The organism is Empedobacter sp. UBA5528 (assembly GCF_002426075.1).
In the GTDB taxonomy this organism is placed as follows: Bacteria; Bacteroidota; Bacteroidia; order Flavobacteriales; family Weeksellaceae; genus Empedobacter; species Empedobacter falsenii_B.
This window is the reverse complement of the sequence record NZ_DINY01000041.1, coordinates 62,601-80,317: the sequence shown is the minus strand read 5'-3', so window position 1 is coordinate 80,317 and position 17,717 is coordinate 62,601. Positions and strand designations below refer to the sequence as shown.

Here is a 17,717-nt window from a genome sequence, read left to right as displayed (position 1 = left end):
TCTTTTATTTTTCTAAACTTTTTTGCCATTCCCAGGCAGTACGCATACTTTCTGATAATTTTGTTTCAGGTTTCCAACCCAATTCTTTTTCTGCTAAAGAGTTATTTGCATAAGCTTCGATAATATCTCCTGCGCGACGCTCTTTGATTTCGTATTTCAATTTCAAATCATTGGCATCCTCAAATGCGTGAACAACTTCTAAAACCGTAGATCCTGTTCCAGTTCCAAGATTAAAGAATTCTAGCTTTGCTTTATTTTTATTTTCGATCAAACGAGTTACGGCTTTTACGTGTGCATCAGCCAAATCATTTACATCGATATAATCACGAATTGCCGTTCCATCACGCGTTGGATAATCATCTCCCCAAACTGATAATGCTTCTCTGATTCCAGCCGCAGTTTGTGTAACATAAGGAATTAGATTATTTGGAATTCCTTTTGGTAATTCTCCAATTTTAGCTGTTGGGTGTGCACCTACGGGATTGAAATAACGTAAACAAATCACATTTTTATCAAATGCTGCTGAGAAATCTTCTAAAATTTCTTCCCCCATTTGTTTCGTTTTTCCATAAGGAGATTCAGGTTTTTTTAGTGGAGTTTGCTCATCAATAGGCATTTTATCCGCTTGTCCGTAAACTGTACAAGACGAACTGAAAATAATATTATTAGCATCAAAATCTTTCATTGCATCCAAAAGATTAATTAAACCTAAAAGATTATTTCGATAATACATCAACGGTTTTTCAACAGATTCTCCAACTGCTTTATGCGCTGCGAAGTTGATAATTCCATCTATTTTATTTGTTTTGAAAAATTCGTTTACTTTTTCTTGATCTTTTAAATCAATCTCGAAATAAGTTGGTTTTGTTCCTGTAATAGAAGTAATTTTATCCAACACACCAATTTCTGTGTTCGATAAATCGTCTATAATCACAACTTCATAACCTGCATTTTGTAAAGCTACAACTGTGTGCGAGCCAATATAACCCAAACCTCCAGTTACTAATATTTTACTCATTTTTAATATTTAGTTTTTATAGTGAAATCAAATTTAGGAAAATAAAAAAGCTTCTGAAACTAATCAGAAGCTTTTTCGTATTATTTTTAGGATAAATTATTTTCCAAAAAATTCGCGAACAGCAGAAGTGATGTAAGCCAATTGCTCCTCATCTAACTCTGTGTGCATTGGTAAAGACATTACTTCTTCTACCAATTTGTTTGTATTTGGAAAATCTGCATCATTATAATGCCCGTTATCATACGCTTTTTGTTTGCGTAATGGAACAGGATAATAAATCATCGCAGGAATTTCTTTTTCAGTCAAGAAAGCTTGTAATTCATTACGTTTACCATTTGTTACACGTAACGTATATTGATGGAATACGTGAGTTGTGTCTTCTCCTTTTACAGGCGTTAATAATGCATCAATATCTTTAAAAGCATCTGTATAATAAGCCGCAGCTTTGTTACGAGCAGCGTTATAATCATTTAAGAAAGGTAATTTACGACGTAAAACTGCTGCTTGAACAGAATCCAAACGAGAGTTAACACCAACTTCATCGTGGTAGTAACGTTTGTACATTCCGTGATTTACAATTCCACGTAAACGATGTGCAATATCATCATCATTTGTAAAAATTGCTCCACCATCACCATAACAACCTAAGTTTTTTGAAGGAAAGAAAGATGTACAACCAATGTGACCAATTGTTCCAGCTTTTCGACCTTTGTAATCCGCTCCAATAGCTTGTGCAGTATCTTCTACAACATATAAGTTATGTTCTTTTGCAATTGCCATAATCTCGTCCATATTCGCACATTGACCAAATAAATGAACTGGAATAATTGCTTTTGTTTTTGGCGTGATTGCCGCTTTTAATTTTTCTGTATCAATTGTAAAAGTATCATAATCAACGTCAACTAAAATCGAATTTAATTTCAATAAATCAACAACCTCTACTGTTGCAGCAAATGTAAAATCTGCCGTAATTACTTCATCACCTGGCTCTAAACCTAAGGCCATCAAAGCAATTTGCAACGCATCAGTTCCGTTTCCACAAGGAATTACGTGTTTTACATTTAAGTAATTTTGCAATTCAGTTTCGAATTGTTTTACTTCTGGTCCATTAATAAAAGCAGCCGAATCCAAAACATTCAAAATTGCTGCATCAACGTCTCCTTTTATTTTTTGATATTGACTTTGTAAGTCAACCATTTGTATTTTTTTCATAACTTAATGAATCTTTCAAAATCTACAACTTTAAAAAGTCGTTATTATTACAACAAATGTACAAAAAAAGCTCATTCTAAATTTTTAACTTTGCAACATTGTGCAAGGATTTTATAACACATCAATTAAAGCGTACGGAATGGCGCTAAAATTGGCTTCGAATTTTAACGAAAAAGCAAAACTTTGGGTAGATGGAAGAAAAAATTGGGAAGAAAAAATAGCTTCTAAAATTTCAGAAACCGATAAAGTTTTGTGGGTACATTGTTCATCTTTAGGCGAATTTGAACAAGGTAGACCAGTGATCGAAGCATTGAAAGAAAACTATCCAACACATAAAATTGCTGTTTCATTTTTCTCTCCTTCTGGTTATGAAATTAGAAAGAATTATCAAGGCGCAGACGTTATTTTTTATTTGCCTTTGGACACAAAATCAAATGCAGAAAAGTTAATAAAAGTGCTTCATCCAGAAATTTTGATTTTGGTGAAATACGAATATTGGTTTAATTTGATTATCGAATTACATCAGCAAAACATTCCTACAATAGTGGTTTCGTCAATCTTTAGAGAGAGTCAAAATTTTTTCAAAAAAGACGGAAATAATTGGTTTGCGAAAAAATTAAGTTTGATAAATCATTTCTTTGTTCAAAATCAAAAATCAAAAGATTTACTGGATTCAATCAATATCACACAAAATACAATTGCAGGCGATACGCGATTTGATCGTGTCAAACAGATCATTCATCAAGATAATGAATTGGATTTTATGAATGATTTTAAACAAAATTCGAAATTAATTGTTGTTGGAAGTTCTTGGCCAAAAGATGAAGAATTATTTGTGAATTTAATCAACCAAAAATTAAATAATGATTGGAAAATTGTTTTTGCACCACATAATTTGAATGATGCTGAAATCAATTCTTTTCTGAATAAAATCAATCAAAAAGCTGTTAAATTTTCTGATTTAGAAAAAACATCCAATCAAGAGTTAATCGATTCGAAAATATTTATTCTAAATACAATTGGTATTTTATCAAAAGTCTATTCTTATGCAGATATTACCTATATTGGCGGAGGTTTTGGTGCAGGAATTCATAACACGTTAGAAGCTGTAACATTTGGAAATCCTGTCGTTTTTGGTCCTAAATACAAGAAATTTCAGGAAGCTGTGGATTTGATAGAAGTTGGCGGAGGATTTTCTATTGCTAATCGACATGAATTTGATACAATTATGAATCGTTTGATGAACGATGAAAATTTCCGAAAAGAAAGTGGAAAAAAAGCTGGAGATTTTGTTCAAGATTCACCAAATGCAACTAAAATTATTTTAGAATATTTAGATGATATTTGTAAATCTTAAAATTTTATCAATTTTTAACAAATAAGGCACAGAAATTGTGAATCAGAAAAGTATTATTGATTTTTTTAAAGTGTAAATCAATCTTCTGTATGAATAAAACTTTACTTTTGAATTAATTATTATAACTCAGACTTAAGTAATAAAAAAATGAAGAAACTTATTTTAGGAATAGCACTTTTCGGTGGATTAAGTGCAGCAAATGCGCAAATTGATTTAGGAGTAAAAGGAGGTCTTAACTTCCCGACTTTATCTGGTGATTCTAGAAAAATTTACTCTGATAGTCAGGGAAATGGTTTAGGAACTAAATTTAGAACTGACTTTTATATTGGTGGTTATGCAAACTACAAAATAACAGATCAAATTAGTTTTCAACCAGAGTTATTATATTCTAAACAAGGAGCTGGATTGAAAACAAATGATAACTCAAAAGCTAAATTAATTACACATAATATTAATATTCCATTGATGGGACGTTATGAAATTATGGATGGATTAAATGTTGAATTTGGTCCACAATTAGGTTTCTTAGTTTCTGCTAAAAAGAAAACTGAAGAAGGAAAAATTAATGAAAAAGAAAAATTTGTAGATAATTTCAAAACATTTGATTTCGGATTAAATTTTGGTGCAGCATATAAAATTACAGATGAATTAGAAATCAATGCTCGTTTTACAAAAGGATTATCAAATATTAATGATTATTATTCACAAACAATAAATGACAATTACAAAATTACTAACACATACTTTAGTGTTGGTATAGCGTATAAATTAGCTGAAATGTAATTTATTTCAAATCAAAATATACAAAGGAGCTTTTAGCTCCTTTTTTTTGTGATTACTTGTAAAACAATTTTGCCTTGTCAAATTAAATTCTATATTTGTAGTAATAAAAATACAGTTGTAGATATGAAAGTTAAATTATCAAGAAGAGAAGAGGAAGTAATGGAAGTTATCTGGAGCGGAAAACAAGTTTTTGCGAAAGATATTATCGATTCGTATGACGATCCAAAACCTGCAAATACTACAATTTCAACCTTATTAAAAAGGATGCATGACAAAGGCTATATTGATTACGAACAAATGGGAAACTCGCGTCGATATTATGCTTTGGTGAAAAAAGATGATTATTTTTCGAAAGAAGTAAAAGGAATGATTTCGAACTTCTTTAATAATTCGGCAACACAATTTGCTTCATTTTTTGCAAAATCGAACAATATGTCGGTCGAAGAATTAGAAAAATTACGTGATATAATTGACAACGAAATAGATCGCAAAAAGAAATAACCTATGGTTGCTTTTTTTATAAAATTTATTCTTTGTTCCGGATTTTTATATTCGTTTTATAAACTTTTTTTGGAACGCGAAAGCATGTATAAAATCAATCGTTTTTATCTGTTGTTTTCGTTGATATTTTCGTTAATCGCGCCTTTGTACAAAATTGATTTGCCTATCACAGCGACAGAAACAAATATTTCGCCCGAATTATTGGCTTTTCTAATGCAAAACCCTGAATTGTTGCAACAAGAAAAAGGAATTAATTTTGGTGATATTTTGACTGTTATTTACATTTTGGTTGGCGTAATATTTCTTGTAAGATTTATCTACAATTTGTACGAATTGATGTTCAAAATTAAGACTGAGGAAAAAATCAAAGATCAAGAAATTACATATATTCTTGATTTAGATTCGAATCAGCCGTATAGTTTTTGGAAATATATTTTTATTCCGAAAAAGCAACTAAAAAGTTTACATCAAAATTTAATTGATCACGAAAAAGCGCATTGCATTCAGAAACATAGTTTGGACATTTTGTTAATTGAAATTTTTCAAATTCTTTTTTGGTTCAATCCGTTTATTTATTTCTATAAAAAATCAATCAAACTAAATCACGAGTTTTTGGCAGATGAATATGTATTGAAAAGAAACTCAGATTTAAAAACTTACCAACATCAAATTTTGGATTGTATTGCAACGCAAAATCCATCGATGATGGCAAGTAATTTCAATTTTATTCTAACTAAAAAACGCCTGCTTATGATGACAAAAAATACATCAAAACGAAAAGTGAAAATTCTATCTTTTGCTTCGTTGCCTTTTATATTGAGTGCTTTTGTACTTTTTAGTCAAAAATCGTTTGCGCAAGAAGTTGAGATAAAAGCTCAAAAAGTGGAACAAGCGTTGGAAAAACCTGTTCAATCGCAAGCCGAAATTCTTCTTGGACAAGCAACTACTTTGAGAGATTCGCTTCTCAAAACAGATCAAGCTAAAACAACAACTCCAATAGAAAAAGTGATTACGAAAGATGAGTTAAAAATGATTTTGAAAAGTAATCCGCAAAACAAAATTATCTTGAATGACGCAGGAGATATCATTCTGAATGATTCTATCAAAATAAAAGATATTGTTTTGAAGAAAAATATGGTTCCTACAATTTTATATGGAACGGACGGAAAAGTTTTGCAAAAAATTGATCCAAAAGATATCGAAAAAGTTTTTGTAAGAAAAAGCGGAGGTGAAGATTTTATTGAAGTTATCAAAAAAGATTCAAGCATCATCAAAATTTTCAATTCTGAAAAAGACATTCCGAATATCGATAAAAAAGTAAAAACAGCTAAAATGCCAACAGTAAAAAATAATATTACGTTGAAAAATGGTTACTCTATTTATACAGATAAAAATGGTGTTGAGCACAAAATTATTAGTTCTGAAATTGATAGAGTTTATTTAGAGAATCAATTAAAATCAAAAGGAATTGATAATAGTTATAGTTTAAGTTTTTCAAAAAATAAAGTAGTTGATAATACAGAAATAGAAAAACAAGTAAAAAATGCGCAAGCAAGAGATTATGATATTGCAGCTGTAAAAACGGATACTAAAAATCCGTGGGCAATTACAGTAGAACCGCATTCTGCAAGAGAAGTAACGAAATTTAAAGTTGATCCCAAAAATCCCGAAATACAAAAATTAGGTACTTTTACTGTAAAAACATTTTATTCTGAAGATCCAAAAGAAATGAGTAAACATCTTGAGGAGAAAAAGAAAGAACTAGAATTACAAGAAAAAAATACTAAACAAATGCTAAAAGAGATTGAAAAAAGGCAAAAAGAATTAAAAAAAGAAATTAAGAAATAATAAAAATTTCATAGTATTTATAACATATTCAAAAAAAAGGGAAACTCGTTCAGGTTTCCTTTTTTAGTACGTCATGTTTTGGCATTCTGATTTTCTATTTTTGAGAAGATTGTTTAACTTTCCTAAAAATTCAGAATTTGTTACAAGCAGGCGATTTCAAAATTTACAATGCTTCCGCTGGAGCAGGTAAAACTTACACATTGGTAAAGGAATTTCTTTCGTTGTTATTGACGAATGAAAGCGATTATCATTTCGAGCATATTTTAGCCATTACATTTACCAATAAAGCGGCCGGCGAAATGAAGGAACGTATCATCGAAACTTTAGAAGAAATTGCCAAAAACCCTAATCCAAAAGAAGATGGCTATATTCTAGAATTAGCTTCAGAACTGAATTTGAAGCCTGAAATCATTAAGACAAAAGCATACAATATTCTGATTGCGATTCTTCATAATTATTCCAAATTTTCGATTTCTACGATTGATAAATTTAATCTTCGATTGATGAAATCTTTTGCACAAGATTTGGGTTTATCAATGAATTTTGATGTCGAAATGAATACGAATGAAATCATTAATGAATCTGTTGATTTGTTGTATTCAAAAATTGGGGAAGACGAAAAACTAACGCAAACAATGATCAAAATTGCATTGGATAATATGGACGCAAATAAATCGTGGGATATTCGAAAAACGCTTTCTTCAGACACTTCGGACATTTCTAATGATAGACATTTACAAGATTTAGAAAAATTAAAAAACATTTCGTTAGACGAATTTATTCGTTACCGAAAAGTTATTTTTGATGATATAAAAACTTTGAAAGATGGTTTGATTACAATCGGAAATGAGTTTTTCGAATTGCTTGCAAACAATGGAATTTCGGTAAATGAATTACCAGGAAAAAGTCGAGGAATTGCTGCTTTTTTCCAGAAATTAAAAAACTTTGATGGTTTTGGTTTGATTTTACCAACCGATGCGAATACAAAAGATATTTTGGAAGAAGGTTATCTTTCGAAAGTGAAAGATGTAATAGCAGAATCTATTTTTCCTCAAGTGAAAGATTTGTTCGAAAAAGCTGCGAACATCAATGATCACTTACTTTTGTTAACCTCAATTCAAAAAAATATATCCTCAATTTCGTTGATTAATGAAGTTGAAAAATCATTGGATTCGATCAAAAAAGATTCAAATGTTTTATTGATTAACGAATTTAATACCATTATCAGTAAAAATCTGCAACAACAGCCAGCCAATTTTATTTACGAACGAATTGGTTCGCGCTACAATCATTATTTTATTGATGAATTTCAGGATACATCGACGTTACAATGGAATAATCTGAATCCGTTGGTCGAAAATGCGCGTGCGCAATCTGACACGATTATGTTGGTTGGCGATGCAAAACAGTCTATTTATCGTTGGCGAGGTGGAAATCCTGCACAAATGATTGATTTAATCGATCGAAAAGAGGAAGAAAATATTAAAGTTGAAGAATTAGAAAAAAACTGGCGAAGTCACGAAAATATTATTCAATTTAACAATGAATTGTATTCGTTTATCGCGCCACAACTCAATTTGCCGAGTTTTCAATATTTGTACGAGATTGGAAATAAACAATTAACTAATCATCAAAAAGATGGTTTTGTCAAAATAAATTTCATTGAGCAAGAAGGTCGTTCGAAAGATTTATTTAAAGAACAAAATTTAGAATTAGTTCTTAAAACAATTGAAGATTGTCGAGCAAATGGTTTTTCATTAAAAGATATTGCGATTTTGGTTCGTAGTAATGCGCAAGGGATTTTGTTAGCGAAATATTTGACCGAAAATAACTTGGTTGTGATTTCAAATGAAGCTTTATTGTTAAAAAATTCTTTCGAAATTCAATTGATTGAATATTTGTTCAAAATCACATCAAATCCACAAGACGAACAATCAAAAATTCGTTTTTTGATGGTGGCTTATGAATTAGAATTATTCAAAACAGATGATTTAACAATCGCAGTTGAAAAAGCCTTAAAAGGTGATTTGCCAAAGTTTTTAAAATTAACCAAATCACTTGGAATTGATTTAGATTTTATTCAAGATCAAAACCTTTCATTATACGATTTCACCGAAAAAGCGATTCGAACTTTACATTTACAAGAGCGTTCACCAGCTTATATTTTGAGCTTTTTGGATGTTATTTTAGAATATTCATCAAAAAATGAATCTGATCTTAATTCATTTCTTGAGTTTTGGTCAACAATCAAAGATAAAGCGAGTATCAAAACACCAAAAGGTGTCGATGCAATTCAGATTATGACGATCCACAAGTCAAAAGGATTAGAATTTCCAGTTGTAATTTTGCCATTTTTGGATTGGCAAAGTAAGAATTCTAAAATTTGGATTCCATTACAAAAAGATGAGGAAAATCCGTTCGAAACATTTTATGTTGGAATTAATAATGAATTAAAATCAATCAAAAATGAAGCGATAAAATCGAAGATTGACGAAGAAGAGAATTTGGTTCAATTGGATGAAATTAATACGCTTTATGTTGCAACAACGCGCGCAAAAGAGCAATTGTATATGATAGCGCTAAAACCGAAAGAATCTTCGAAATCTAAAAATATTGCAAATTATTTACACGAATTTGTATTCAGTAAAGGTTTTTCTGAGGATGAAGTTATTTTGAAAGGTTCTCCAGAACGAATTTCAACTCCTAAAATCATAGAAAACTCTTCGGCTGAGTTAAAAATTTATTCTTCGGATTGGAATACGCGTTTAGTGATTAATACGAATTCGGAAAAGGCGCAAGAAAAGTTAAAATTCACCGAATTTGGAAATACAGTTCATAACATTTTATCGCAAATTGTTACACAAAATGATTTACCAAAAATCATCGAAAGTGAAAAACAACGTGGTACAATTTCAGTCGAAAATGTAGAACATCTGCAAAAAACCTTGCAAAATTTATTACAAGATGCTAAATTAGTTCCATATTTTGCTGAAGGTTTAACCGTTTTAAATGAACGCGATTTTATTGATGAAAATGGACAAATTTTCAGAGCCGATCGTGTGGTAATTGATTCTGAAAATAATTGTTCAATTATCGATTATAAAACTGGTCAACCCGATTTAGATCATCATTTTCAAGTGAATAGATATACAGATTTTTTTAGAAATTTAGGTTATAATATTCAGACCAAAATCTTGATTTATATTGATGATGAACAGCAAAAAATAAATGTTGTAGAGGTATTTTGATGAATGAAAATGTAAAATTAAAATTAGCGAGTTTACCCGAAACGCCTGGTGTTTATCAGTATTATAACAAAAAAGGAGATTTGTTATACATTGGCAAAGCGAAAAACTTGAAGCGTCGCGTGAATTCGTATTTCAATAAACAACACGATTCAAAACGTTTGCGTGTTTTGGTGAGTAATATTGATAACATCGAAACCATCAACGTAAATTCTGAATATGACGCGTTGTTGTTGGAAAATAATTTGATTAAAGAACATCAACCGCGATATAATATCCTGTTAAGAGATGACAAAACCTATCCTTGGATTTGTATCAAAAATGAACGATTTCCGCGAATTTTTTCGACTCGCAATGTAATCAAAGATGGTTCGGAATATTTTGGACCATATTCTAACGGAAAAGCGATGAAAGTTTTGTTAGGTTTGATCAAAGAATTGTATCAACTAAGAACATGTTCGTACGATTTGAGCGAGAAAAATATTGAAAATCATAAATTCAAAGTTTGTTTAGAATATCATATTGGCAATTGTCTTGGTCCTTGTGAAGCTTATCAAACCGAAGAAGAATACAACGAACAAATTTCGGCAATTCGTAATATTATCAAAGGAGAATTTAACGAAGCAAAACAATATTTGGTCAATCAAATGACGAAATATGCATCGGATTTGAAGTTTGAAAAAGCGCAAATGATTAAAGAAAAAATTGAAGCGTTGCAGAATTATCAATCTCGATCTACAATTGTTTCGCCAACGATTACCAATGTTGATGTTTTTTCGATTACGTCAGACGAAGAATATGCGTATGTCAATTTCATGAAAATTTATCACGGTGCTATTATACAGTCGCATACAGAGGAATGGAAAAAGAAATTGGATGAAACGGACGAAGATTTATTGGAGCGCGCAATTATTGATTTTTCAGATCGATTTAATTTAACTTCGAAAGAAATTTATGTTCCGTTTGAATTGAGTTTAGAAATTCCGTTCAGAAAAATTACAGTTCCAAAAATTGGCGATAAAAAACATATTGTCGATTTATCATTAAAAAATACTCGAATTTATCGTTTAGAACAGCTTAAACAAACTAAAATCGTCGATCCTGATCGTCATACAAATCGTATCATGAATCAGATGAAAGTTGATTTACGTTTACCTGCAGAACCTCGACATATAGAAGGTTTTGATAACTCTAACATTCAAGGAACGAATCCTGTTTCGGCTTGTGTGGTGTTCAAAAATGGAAAACCAAGCAAAAAAGATTATCGTATTTTCAATGTTAAAACTGTAGAAGGGCCAAATGATTTTGCAACTATGGAAGAAGTGATTGAAAGACGATATTCAAGAGTTTTGGCTGAAGGAGAATCTTTGCCTCAATTAATTTTGATTGATGGTGGAAAAGGACAATTAAGTTCTGCTCTAAAATCGATTGATCGTTTAGGGTTACGTGGAAAAGTTTCCGTGATTGGAATTGCGAAACGTTTGGAAGAAATTTATTATCCAGACGATCCTTATCCGTTATATTTGGACAAAAATTCTGAAACCTTAAAAGTGCTTCAACATGTGCGAGATGAATCGCATCGATTTGGAATTACGCGTCACCGAAATCGTCGAAGTAAAAACGCTTATAATTCGGTTTTGGAAGAAATAGAAGGTGTCGGTCCGCAAACAATTAAAGAATTATTAACAAAATTTAAATCGGTCGAACGAATAAAAAATGCATCTTTGTTAGAATTAACCGATTGTATAGGAAAATCTAAAGCAAAAAAAATAAAAGATTATTTTTCGAATGATGAAAAATCTACTAATTGACAGAGATTTAACGTCTCTTTTGAACAATCCAAAGTTACAAGCTACTTTGGCAATTGTTCCTATCACTTTATTTATACTTGGCTTGTTAAGTTATTTTGGAATTTTTTATTCGATGTTTAGCACGCTCGATGCGCAGCTAGGACATTTAGGAAGTTCTAAATCACTATTGAGTGCCTTATTAGGAAATCTTATCATTTTTATCTTTTTGGTATTGATGAGTTTTTTCACTGGTGTGATTTCTTTTGTTTACTTTATTGTGCATGCTTTAAAGAATCCAAATTTGATAAAAAGTGATGATCGTTTGGTCTGGATTACGATTATTATTTTTGGAAATGGAATAGGAATTTTTGTCTATTGGCTAACTCAAATCAAGCGAAAAAAGCCTCGTCCAATTATTGATTTATACACAGACGATATCTAAAAATATAAACTGTTTTACTAAATTGTAAAGCAGTTTTTTTATGAATTATTTCAAAAATTTGTACCTTTTAACTACAAATCAAAACAACATGAAAATAGTAGAATTATTAGCAAAAGAATTGCAAAACGAGTATCAAATTACCAAAGAATTTATTGCAAGATTTCCTGAGGATAAAACGACATACAAACCTCATGAAAAAAGTATGGATATTACAACTTTAACAAATCATGTGGTTGAAATATTTGCTTGGCCAGCTTTGATCTTAACAACTGATAAATTAGATTTTGCAGCAGGGGATTACAAACCGACAAAATTTACCTCTATTGAAGATTTACAACAAAAATTGGATGATGATTATGAATTAGGAAAAGCGGCGTTAGAGAATGTGAACGAAGATCATTTATCAAAAAGATGGCAAGTTACAGAAGGAGAAACTGTTTTTGCAGATTTTACAAAATATGAAGCAATTCGTCATGCTTTAAATCAAATTACACATCACCGCGCTCAATTGGGAGTTTTTTATCGCTTACTTGGAATAGATTTACCTTCGAGTTATGGACCAAGTGCTGATTCTCAAAAGTTTTAAAAAATAAAAAAGACCTCTAATAGAGGTCTTAAAATCATAATTAGTGTTAATTGTATTACTGATCAGTAATATTATTATCTCAAAAATATAACATATATCATATTTAAGCAAATCTAAGTTATGTTTTTTTTAAGAAATATTAACAATTTTATAATATTCGTAGTTAATAATCTATTTTATTAATTTTATCTAAAAAAGACATCAATAAATGTATCAATTAATATGAATTCATAAAAAAAGCTTTCGAAATCCTCGAAAGCTTTTTTGTATTTTGACTTTATATTGTTTTAAACAAAAGGAGTTTTTACAACTTCTGCTAATACATTTTTATCACGAATTTGAATTCTAATTGTTGTTCCAACTTTAGCAAAATCTGTATGAACATATGCTAAACCAATTCCTTGTTTCAACATTGGAGACTGCGTTCCTGAAGTCACAATACCGATTGTATTCTCGTTGTCATCTACAACTTTATAATCGTGGCGAGGAATTCCTCTTTCGATCATTTTGAAACCAACTAATTTCTTCTCAACTCCAGCTTCTTTTTGAGCTTTCAAAATATCAGAAGAAATAAAGTTTGTATCCAATTTCGTTACCCAAGCAAGACCAGCTTCTAATGGAGTTGTGTCATCGTTGATATCATTTCCGTATAAACAGTAACCTTTCTCTAAACGCAACGTATCACGAGAAGCTAAACCGCAAGGCTCAATATCGAAAGATTTTCCAGCTTCCATTACTTTGTCCCACATTTCGTTTGCTTGCTCATTCGCGAAATAAATCTCGAAACCTCCTGAACCAGTATAACCAGTTGCAGAAATAATCACATTTTCCATACCTGCAAACGTACCAATTGCGAAATGATAGAACGGAATTTCAGCTAAATTAACATCTGTCAATGCTTGCATCGCTTCAATTGCTTTTGGTCCTTGGATTGCTAACAAAGACATCTCATCAGATTTGTTTGTTAATTCTGCACCAAACGTATTGTGTTTGTTCATCCATTCCCAATCTTTATCGATGTTAGATGCATTTACAACTGCCATCCACTCATCATCAGAGATTTTATAAATGATTAAATCATCTACAATTCCTCCTTTTTCGTTTGGCATTGCATTATATTGAGCTTGACCAATAGTAACTTTCGTTACATCATTCGTCAATAAGTGTTGTAATAAGTCTGTTGCTTTTTCTCCTTTTACAAAAAATTGTCCCATGTGAGAAACATCAAAAACGCCAACTTTTTCTCGAACAGCAAAATGTTCTTGGTTAACACCTGCGTATTGCACTGGCATTTCATATCCAGCAAAAGGAACCATTTTCGCACCTAAATCTTTGTGCTTTTGGTTTAATGCAGTTACTTTCATTGTTTGTTTGCTTTGATAAGTTTATAATTCTCCCAAAAATAAGGAATTAATTGTTAGGAAAATTTCTTTAATAGAAGATTATCTAATTTTATGAATAATTTTTAAATTCCCTTCCGTCGCTTTATACGGCTCGAAACGCATAACCGATTTTCCTTTACCAAATTTGTTCATAAACTTTTCGTTTATTTTTCCTGATAATTTCAATGGTTGACAACCTTCGCAAGGAATAATCAAAATGGTATCGTTTGTTTTACCTTTTACTTTTACAATTTCGTACGAATAATCTGTATCCAAACGAGAATTAATAACATTTTCAATTGGTTTATTAAAGCTCTCAATAAAGAAAACGCGTCGATCTTTGTTGCTTCCAATAATAATTGCAGCACCAACTAAAATCAATAAAACGACAATTGATATGGTCAAAATTTTTTTAAAATCCATCTTTTTGGTTAATTCGTAGATTAAAAGTAATAATTCATTCCGAATGAAAAAAATATTCGTTTTATTTCCTATCTTTTTACTTCTATTTACATTGACAATGAATAGTTGTACAAAAGCAAAAATATTAAAAGAAAAACATTCAATTTCATTACAAAATATCCAAAATGGAGATTTGATTTTTGTTGGTGCGCAAACAGAAGAACTTTCGGGCGCGATAAATAGAGTGACAAAAATAAATGACGAAACCAATTTTGATCATGTTGGTTTAATCGAAAAAACTGATGATTCTATTTTTGTTCTACATGCTGCTCCAATGGGCGGATCGCAACGAGAGGAAATTCATCATTTTTACATTTCTCAAACCGAAAAGAATAATAAAATTGTCATTTATCGTCTCAAAAATGAATATCAATATACAATTCCTCATGCTATTGAAAAAGCTAAAACAATGCTCGGAAAACCTTATAATTGGTTATACATTTTGAATGATGACGAATTATATTGTTCAGATTTTGTGGAAAGAGCTTTTCGTGATGATACTATTTTTGAATTGATTCCCATGAATTTCAAAAACAAAGAAACTGGAATTATTGATGATTTTTGGATAGATTTCTATCGTAAAAAAGGAAAAAAAGTTCCGCAAGACGAACCAGGAACAAATCCAAATCAATTGGCAACTTCTAAGAAATTAATTAAGGTTGGTGAGGTGAAGTTTTAAAATGAAACTCTGAAACAAATTCAGAATGATTCATAGAATCTTTATAACAAATAAATTAATTCCTACTTTTACCACATGAAACAAAATATCATTTATAGTATCATTTTCTTTTTCGTGTTATTTGGACTAAAATATTTGTTCGATAAAAGCGATGTGCAAACAATGTTGGTTTATTCGGCAATTGGAACGGTTATCTTTTTTATTTATCGAGTTGTCATAAGAAAAATGTTATACAAACAAAAAGACCAAGAAAACTAATTTCCTTGGTCTTTTTTTATTGCTTGCATTGCTTCTTCAATGTGCGTTTCGGCTACATTTGAAACAATGTGTTTAATTAATTTTCCTTGTTTATTGAATACAAAAGTTTCTCGCGGTGTGATTAAGCCAAATTTCTTTTTGATTCCCAACAACTTCGACAACTTTGCTCCTTTATCAGAAAGCAACGGAAAGTTTAATTGATGTTTTGTATAAAACTTCTCGTGAGAAGAAGTTGATTGTCCATTTATTCCGACAATCACAGCGTCTAAAGCATTGAAATCTGCATTTACATCACGAAATTGACATACTTCTTTTGTACACATTGGCGTAAAATCCATCGGATAAAAGAATAAAACAAAATATTTTTTGTATAAAAATTCGTCCGAATTAAACCAATTTCCTTTGTTATCCTCCAACGAAAAGGTTGGAATGTGATCGCCTAATTTCATTCGCCTGCGTATTCTACAAAATTACGTGGAGTTTCGTATAAGGTTACTTTCAATTCTAAATCGGTCGCTAATTTTGCTCTAATTTTATTCCAAATCAAAATCACAATATTTTCGGCAGTTGGATTGATAGTTTTAAATTCTTCAATATCAACATTCAGATTTTTATGATCCAAATAATCTTCAACTTCAATCGCAATAATTTTTCGTAATTCGTCCAAATTCATCACAAAACCAGTTTCTGGATCAACTTCGCCTTTCACCGCCACAATAATTTCGTAATTATGCCCGTGATAGTTTGGATAAGAACATTTTCCGAAAACTTCAAAATTTTGTTCGTCGCTCCAATTCTTGTTAAACAATCGGTGCGCAGCATTAAAATGTGCTTTTCTGTTGACAGTAACTTTCATCTGTATAAATTTTTATTCTTCGATATACGAAACGTAATGTTCAAAAATTATTTTGAACCAAGCTGTATAATTCTGAGGATTTTTTTCCATATCTTTTTTCAAATCATCCAATTCTACCCAACGATAGGCCATCACTTCATCAGGATTTAGCTTTGGTTCATCATCAAATGTTCCGATAAAAACATGGTCTAATTCATGCTCGATCAAATCATTTTCTAAATGCGCTTTGTAAATGAAATTAAATTTATATTCTAATTCGCAATCAAATCCCATTTCTTCTTCCAAACGTCTGTGCGCCGCTTGTTCGTAAGTTTCGTTATCGCGCGGATGACTACAACATGTATTCGTCCACAACGTTGGCGAATGGTATTTGCTCGCAGCTCGTTGCTGAATCATTAATTCTCCTTTGGAATTGAATACAAAAACAGAAAATGCACGATGCAACAAACCAGCTACATGAGCCTGTTGTTTCTCCATCAATCCTAATTTTTGATCGTCCTGATCAACTAAAACTACAAATTCTTCCATTAAACAAAAATAGCCTTTTCTATAGGATTAAAAAAGAAGTTCGATTTCTTTGTGCTTAAATTCTCTCAATTCTTGATTGATTTCTATCAGTAAATTTCCCGCTTCATTTACATCTCTAATAATTCCGTCCACTTCTACTCCATCCAATCTAAAATGCGAAATTTCATCTTTTCTAAACAGATTATCTAAATAAGTTTGATGAATTTGTTCAAAATTTTTCTCTTCTAAAATTGAATATTCATTTTCGAAATAATGTATTAAATCTGCCAAAATTTCCTCGATGTCATATTCTTTGTCAGTTACTTTTCGAATAGATGTTGCTTTTGGTAAGTGATTAAAATCAGCTTGATTGACATTAATTCCTATTCCGATTACAGAATTCATAATTCCATTGGAACGATGATTTTCGATTAATATTCCACAAACCTTTTTATCATTTAAAATGATATCATTTGGCCATTTTACGTTAGATTTTGGATGAAATTGTTTTAAAAATAGACAAATAACATTCGAAATCCATTCATTAAAATAAATTAATTCTTGAAAACTATAATCCGTTTTCAGCAAAAAACTAAAGGTTAAATTTTCTCCAGCGACAACTTTCCACTCATTTCCTGCGTAACCTTTTCCTTTTGTTTGATTTTTAGCATGTATGACAGTCCAACTATTGGCATCTTTTTTGGACAAATCCACCAAGAACTCATTCGTATTAGGCAAAGAATCAAAACTAATTAAATACATTTTTTTTACTATTTTTATAGAGTGGTTAA

General features: G+C 30.7%; 17 protein-coding genes. 9 read left to right on the top strand and 8 right to left on the bottom strand.

The genetic code is table 11. From position 1 onward, the window contains the following. Positions 1–4: 4 nt before the first annotated feature. Complete coding sequence (galE, locus tag B4L98_RS09460) at positions 5–1,018, bottom strand: UDP-glucose 4-epimerase GalE (protein ID WP_291060545.1); 1,014 nt, start codon at positions 1,016–1,018, stop codon at positions 5–7. Positions 1,019–1,114: 96 nt separating this feature from the next. Continuing rightward, entirely contained in the window at positions 1,115–2,230 is a 1,116-nt protein-coding gene (locus B4L98_RS09455) for a DegT/DnrJ/EryC1/StrS family aminotransferase (RefSeq protein ID WP_286494721.1), read from the bottom strand. A gap of 100 nt (positions 2,231–2,330) precedes the next feature. Between B4L98_RS09455 and B4L98_RS09450 the strand changes: the two genes are divergently transcribed. The 8 genes from B4L98_RS09450 to B4L98_RS09415 all read left to right on the top strand — a co-directional run bounded on the left by B4L98_RS09450 (position 2,331) and on the right by B4L98_RS09415 (position 12,782). After that, positions 2,331–3,587, top strand: coding sequence for a 3-deoxy-D-manno-octulosonic acid transferase (locus B4L98_RS09450; RefSeq protein ID WP_291060547.1), 1,257 nt, complete (start codon positions 2,331–2,333; stop codon positions 3,585–3,587). 147 nt (positions 3,588–3,734) lie between these two features. Further along, a complete protein-coding gene (locus B4L98_RS09445; RefSeq protein ID WP_291062575.1) occupies positions 3,735–4,370 on the top strand; it encodes a porin family protein in 636 nt (211 codons plus the stop codon). A 123-nt stretch (positions 4,371–4,493) separates the two neighbouring features. Next, complete coding sequence (locus B4L98_RS09440) at positions 4,494–4,871, top strand: BlaI/MecI/CopY family transcriptional regulator (RefSeq protein WP_038331851.1); 378 nt, start codon at positions 4,494–4,496, stop codon at positions 4,869–4,871. A gap of 84 nt (positions 4,872–4,955) precedes the next feature. Further along, positions 4,956–6,719 (top strand): M56 family metallopeptidase, encoded by a 1,764-nt coding sequence (locus tag B4L98_RS09435; RefSeq protein ID WP_291060552.1) that lies wholly within the window; start codon positions 4,956–4,958, stop codon positions 6,717–6,719. A gap of 137 nt (positions 6,720–6,856) precedes the next feature. Continuing rightward, entirely contained in the window at positions 6,857–9,967 is a 3,111-nt protein-coding gene (locus tag B4L98_RS09430) for a UvrD-helicase domain-containing protein (protein ID WP_291078091.1), read from the top strand. Beyond that, positions 9,967–11,775 (top strand): excinuclease ABC subunit UvrC, encoded by a 1,809-nt coding sequence (uvrC, locus tag B4L98_RS09425; RefSeq protein WP_280036900.1) that lies wholly within the window; start codon positions 9,967–9,969, stop codon positions 11,773–11,775. The genes B4L98_RS09430 and uvrC overlap by 1 nt, the downstream gene beginning before the upstream one ends. Then, entirely contained in the window at positions 11,756–12,196 is a 441-nt protein-coding gene (locus B4L98_RS09420; RefSeq protein ID WP_257467985.1) for a hypothetical protein, read from the top strand. Before uvrC ends, B4L98_RS09420 begins: the two co-directional genes overlap by 20 nt. An 88-nt stretch (positions 12,197–12,284) precedes the next feature. After that, positions 12,285–12,782 (top strand): DinB family protein, encoded by a 498-nt coding sequence (locus tag B4L98_RS09415; RefSeq protein WP_125348619.1) that lies wholly within the window; start codon positions 12,285–12,287, stop codon positions 12,780–12,782. 287 nt (positions 12,783–13,069) lie between these two features. Here the strand turns inward: B4L98_RS09415 and gcvT are convergent, their stop codons facing one another. Together gcvT and B4L98_RS09405 are read right to left on the bottom strand one after the other, a co-directional pair. Beyond that, a complete protein-coding gene (gene gcvT / locus B4L98_RS09410; RefSeq protein ID WP_291047111.1) occupies positions 13,070–14,146 on the bottom strand; it encodes a glycine cleavage system aminomethyltransferase GcvT in 1,077 nt (358 codons plus the stop codon). Between the two features lie 78 nt (positions 14,147–14,224). Next, the gene (locus B4L98_RS09405) at positions 14,225–14,587 is read right to left on the bottom strand and encodes a hypothetical protein (RefSeq protein WP_219033679.1); all 363 of its coding nucleotides are present in this window, start codon (positions 14,585–14,587) and stop codon (positions 14,225–14,227) included. 43 nt (positions 14,588–14,630) lie between these two features. Between B4L98_RS09405 and B4L98_RS09400 the strand changes: the two genes are divergently transcribed. Further along, on the top strand, positions 14,631–15,305 hold the full coding sequence (locus B4L98_RS09400; protein ID WP_257467987.1) for a YiiX/YebB-like N1pC/P60 family cysteine hydrolase: 675 nt from the start codon (positions 14,631–14,633) through the stop codon (positions 15,303–15,305). Between the two features lie 254 nt (positions 15,306–15,559). Here B4L98_RS09400 and B4L98_RS09395 read toward each other — a convergent pair whose 3' ends face one another. Genes B4L98_RS09395 through B4L98_RS09380 form a run of 4 tightly spaced genes read right to left on the bottom strand, consistent with a single transcriptional unit; the run spans position 15,560 to position 17,688 of the window. Continuing rightward, positions 15,560–16,012, bottom strand: a complete 453-nt coding sequence (locus B4L98_RS09395; RefSeq protein WP_219033681.1) for a peroxiredoxin — start codon at positions 16,010–16,012, stop codon at positions 15,560–15,562. Continuing rightward, positions 16,009–16,419, bottom strand: coding sequence for a 6-pyruvoyl trahydropterin synthase family protein (locus B4L98_RS09390; RefSeq protein WP_125350508.1), 411 nt, complete (start codon positions 16,417–16,419; stop codon positions 16,009–16,011). The genes B4L98_RS09395 and B4L98_RS09390 overlap by 4 nt, the downstream gene beginning before the upstream one ends. Positions 16,420–16,431: 12 nt before the next feature. Continuing rightward, on the bottom strand, positions 16,432–16,947 hold the full coding sequence (gene idi, locus B4L98_RS09385) for an isopentenyl-diphosphate Delta-isomerase (protein ID WP_115001587.1): 516 nt from the start codon (positions 16,945–16,947) through the stop codon (positions 16,432–16,434). 27 nt (positions 16,948–16,974) lie between these two features. Next, positions 16,975–17,688 carry a biotin--[acetyl-CoA-carboxylase] ligase gene (locus B4L98_RS09380; protein ID WP_219033682.1) on the bottom strand — a complete coding sequence of 238 codons (714 nt, stop codon included), beginning with the start codon at positions 17,686–17,688 and terminating at the stop codon, positions 16,975–16,977. Positions 17,689–17,717: the final 29 nt, after the last annotated feature.